The sequence below is a fragment of the Ruegeria sp. BHSA123 genome (assembly GCF_059613425.1).
Genome location: NZ_JBXWSL010000133.1, coordinates 1 through 4087, shown reverse-complemented (window position 1 = coordinate 4087; position 4087 = coordinate 1). Strand labels below are relative to the sequence as shown.

General features: G+C 57.3%; 4 protein-coding genes and 1 pseudogene. 1 reads left to right on the top strand and 4 read right to left on the bottom strand.

The annotated features are described in order from the left end of the window. From AC2FNC_RS20355 to AC2FNC_RS20345, 3 genes and pseudogenes are all read right to left on the bottom strand, one after another. A pseudogene (locus AC2FNC_RS20355) lies at positions 1–354 on the bottom strand (gephyrin-like molybdotransferase Glp); the annotation flags it as partial. A 184-nt stretch (positions 355–538) separates the two neighbouring features. After that, on the bottom strand, positions 539–1549 hold the full coding sequence (locus AC2FNC_RS20350) for a D-cysteine desulfhydrase family protein (RefSeq protein ID WP_480555366.1): 1011 nt from the start codon (positions 1547–1549) through the stop codon (positions 539–541). 139 nt (positions 1550–1688) lie between these two features. After that, positions 1689–2381, bottom strand: coding sequence for a Crp/Fnr family transcriptional regulator (locus AC2FNC_RS20345; protein WP_480477349.1), 693 nt, complete (start codon positions 2379–2381; stop codon positions 1689–1691). A gap of 185 nt (positions 2382–2566) precedes the next feature. Here AC2FNC_RS20345 and hemA point away from each other — a divergent pair, with 185 nt between their 5' ends. Further along, positions 2567–3790: a 5-aminolevulinate synthase gene (gene hemA / locus AC2FNC_RS20340; protein WP_496716505.1), complete on the top strand. Its 1224-nt coding sequence runs from the start codon at positions 2567–2569 to the stop codon at positions 3788–3790. Between the two features lie 52 nt (positions 3791–3842). Here the strand turns inward: hemA and AC2FNC_RS20335 are convergent. Then, positions 3843–4087: cytochrome C oxidase subunit IV family protein (locus AC2FNC_RS20335; protein ID WP_496716503.1), on the bottom strand; the 245-nt coding region annotated here is incomplete at its 5' end.

Below are 4087 nucleotides of genomic sequence, written 5' to 3'. Positions count from 1 at the left end.
GTCGTAATCAGAAGGAACAGGCGCTCCGGTAAAAATCCTCACCGCGCTGCCGACAGGTGCAGCATGAGACCCGCTGTCCCCCGCCGCGATGCGACCCTCCACCGGCATCTGGAACAGGTCGTCATCGCCAAGATCTGCGGTTCGAACCGCATAACCATCCATTGCCGAATTGTCGAAAGCGGGCATATCGACCTTGCTGAAACAGTCGCGGGCCAATATTCGCCCTATTGCAGCGGCCAAAGGCAGCGTTTCCGTTTCTGTGATCGGATCAGCAGCGGACAGGCCACGGTGCAGGGCCTCATCCACGCTCAGATACATATGCACGTGTCGATCACAGCCGCATCCATCAGCCATATCCAGCCTCCAACTCTGCGAACATATCTTCCACCCATTCTAAGGTGGGCTAGGTTCGCTCAACCGACACGACATCCGCGGTACTGTCATTGACATAGGTCACGTGTCACCGTGTGGCGCGCTTCGAAACCACGGGTTGGCTGGCTAATCGCGACTTAGTATACAGTGGCTTCTCGGATGGCTCTCAGGCCGGGATCAGCTCTTCCTGATATGCAAACAGCGCCGGTTGCCCACCCGTATGCAACAGCACAACCTTCTGACCCTGTTGAATGGTGCCGTTTTCACGTAATTCCAACAAACCCGCAAATGTTTTGGCCGAGTAGACCGGATCCAGAAAAATACCCTCGGCGCGCGCCATCAGTGCAAGCGCCTTCCGTGTGGACGGGCCTATCCGCCCATATCCAGGAGGTAATGCGCCGTCCCATGTGAGGATGTCTTTCATGACCAGAGCCGGGTCAAACTCCATCATACCCGCCAACCGTTCCAATACCTTTTGCAACCGCGCATGTTGCTGGCGACGGTCGCGGCGAACGCAGATGCCGTAAACAGGTGCCGTGTTGCCAGTCAGACGCAGCCCGGCCAGAAACCCGCCGTGGGTCGAACCGCTGCCGGATGGCACCACTGCGACGTCGAAATCGGCGATCTGATCCAGTAGTTCGGCAGCCCCGGCCACATAACCCAACGCCCCCAAGGGCGGATGATCGATGCCCAAGTGAATTACATATGGCTTTCGGCCTTCAGCGATCAGCTGATCTGCCCGCACGTGAAGGGCATTGTCGGCCCCGGCCTCGTCTTCTCCGGTATGGTAGTGCATGTGCTCGGCACCCAGAATCCGGGCCAGAAGAACATTCCCCGAGGAATAATAGTGCTCTCCCATATCGGGCACGCGCTCTTCCAATTGAAGCACGGCCTCCATCCCAAGCTTCGACGCAGCCATGGCAGCCGTGCGCACGAAATTGGACTGCACAGCTCCGGTGATCAGAATGGTGTCTGCCCCCTGTTTCTGTGCCTCACCCATATAGAACTCAAGCTGCCGGGTTTTGTTGCCGCCAAAGCTCAACCCTGTCAGATCATCCCGTTTGATCCACAGTTCCAGACCAAGCTGGTCGGACAGACGATCAAGCCGTTCGACCGGCGTGGCAGCTGTCATCAGTCTCGCGCGGGGATAACCGGCTAGTTTCTGTTCAATCGTCATGTCTGCGTTCCATCACCTCACCCATTCAGGATCGCGCCGAATAGGGCATATCCAGCAAGAATAGTAAGGATAGTGATTGCCGGAAAGATCGCAGACCGGAAATGGCCAGTTTACTGCCCAGAGAAACAGCCACACGGCTCTATTTCTCGCTCGGGTCGCTTTCCGCGTAATTCCGTAATACATCCATGTCTGCAATTTCCGCGTGGTTTCGGTTGATCTTCACCCCGACTGGTTTCAACCTCGAAAACGCTCGGCTCAGGCTTTCGGGTTTCATCCCCAGACGTCCGGCGATCAGCATCTTGTCATACGGCAGTTCAACTTCGCACTGGCCGGCATCGCTATCACACAGATTCAGCAGGAATTCCGCGACACGCTGCGCACCTGTCTGGGCCTTGAGCTGTTCGAGCTGCGCCACAAGGGAATGCAGGTGCGTGAATGTGGCCGCCAGAATCGACACGCAGATTTCCGGATCTTGCTTCATCAGCGACAGCAGCACCGGACTTGGAATGTGCATGATCTCGCAGGGAGATACCGCCTCGGCCGAAACGGGATAGGGCACATTGCGCAGCGCAACGGCTTCACCAAAGCTTTCGCCGCGCGTGAAAACACTCACCACGGCTTCGGCACCGGTCGGGGAAATGCGAAACAGCTTGACCCAACCAGCCAGTACAACATGTACGGCCCTGGCTTCTTCCTCTTGCAGAAAGATTGTCTCGCCCCGGTCGTATTGCCGCCAGACGGCCTGACGCAGCAGAGTATCGACGTGTTGCTCTGGCAGGCTTCGCAAGAGCAGTGACTGCCGTGCAACTATCTTTTGTGCCTCGTGTGACAAGAAGGCAGCCCCTTATTCGTCCGTTCCGGGAACACCCCCGGATGATCAACCCCGTGACATGCTATGCCAAAGCCAGCGCGGGGGTGCCACCCTTTTCTCGGTCTCCAACTTGACTATTGTCATGTAAGGGCGCGAACCACTGGCATAGGTTCAACGAAATTTCAGTTATCCGGGGAGCACGCCAGATGGACTTCGAGCAATTTTTTAGCCACAGCCTCGACACTTTGAAAGACGAAGGCAACTACCGGATTTTCATCGACCTGCAACGCCGCTGTGGCGCGTTTCCGAACGCGCGCCAAACCGACGGACCGGTCCAGCGGGATGTGCGGATCTGGTGCTCCAATGACTATCTGGGCATGGGGCAGCACCCTTCGGTGGTCTCTGCCATGCACGACGCACTGGAACGCTGTGGAGCAGGCGCTGGCGGTACGCGCAATATCTCGGGCACCACGCATGATCACGTTCTGCTTGAGGCTGAGCTGGCCGATCTGCATGGGAAAGAAGCGGCATTGCTGTTCACTTCGGGATATGTGTCGAACTGGGCTGCTTTGGGGACATTGGCCGCGCGAATTCCCGGGCTGATCGTGTTTTCTGATGCGCTCAACCACGCCTCGATGATCGAAGGTATCCGGCATTCGCGTGCCCAGAAGGTGATTTGGAAACATAACGACCTGGCGGATTTGGACGCCAAACTGGCCGCAGCTGATCCCAACGCACCCAAGATGATCGCCTTTGAATCGGTTTATTCCATGGATGGCGATATCGCCCCCATCAAGGAAATCTGCGATCTGGCGGACAAGTACGGCGCGATGACCTATCTGGACGAGGTTCATGCCGTCGGCCTTTACGGCCCGCACGGGGGCGGAATTGCCGAACGCGAAGGATTGATGGATCGCCTGACGGTCATCGAAGGCACGTTGGGCAAAGCGTTCGGCGTGGTTGGTGGGTATATCGCGGCCTCAGCCGCGCTGTGTGATTTTGTCCGCAGCTTTGCCAGTGGTTTCATCTTCACCACTGCCCTACCCCCATCGATTGCAGCGGGTGCCGCCGCATCGATCCGGCATTTGAAGCATTCGAGTGCCGAGCGTGATTTGCAAAAAACCCGTGTTGCGCAGGTACGCGCCCGATTGGATGCCGAGGGCATTCCGCATTTGCCCAACCCCAGCCATATCATCCCGGTAATGGTCGGCGACCCGGTGAAGTGCAAGTTCATTTCAGACACCCTGCTTGAGGAGTTTGGCATCTACATTCAGCCGATCAACTATCCCACAGTTCCAAAAGGAACCGAGCGCCTGCGGATCACACCGTCACCCGTTCATACGGACGAGGATATCGATCATCTGGTGGGCGCATTGTCGGCGCTGTGGCAGCGCTGTCAGATCGCGCGGATGCCAATGGCCGCACAATAACCTAAGCGTCCCTTTGCTTGGTAACCTGCCGCCCCTTTTGGGGCGGCTTTTTTCAGATCAGGTAAAGTGCGAAGATCACAGCAGAGAACCCCGTCAAAACCATGGTGAAACCCCGCAGCCAGCCCGGGCTTTCAGCCAGGTCCAGATATCGGGCCAGGATCACACGGGCTTTGATCAGGGCAAGGAGCAGGATACCACCTGCAATGAGTCCGCCAGGCGTTTTCATCAGGGTCAAAAGCGTTGAGGCTAGACTGAGTGCCAGAAGCACCAGCCATGCGCTGGTGAGCGAGTTCGGAC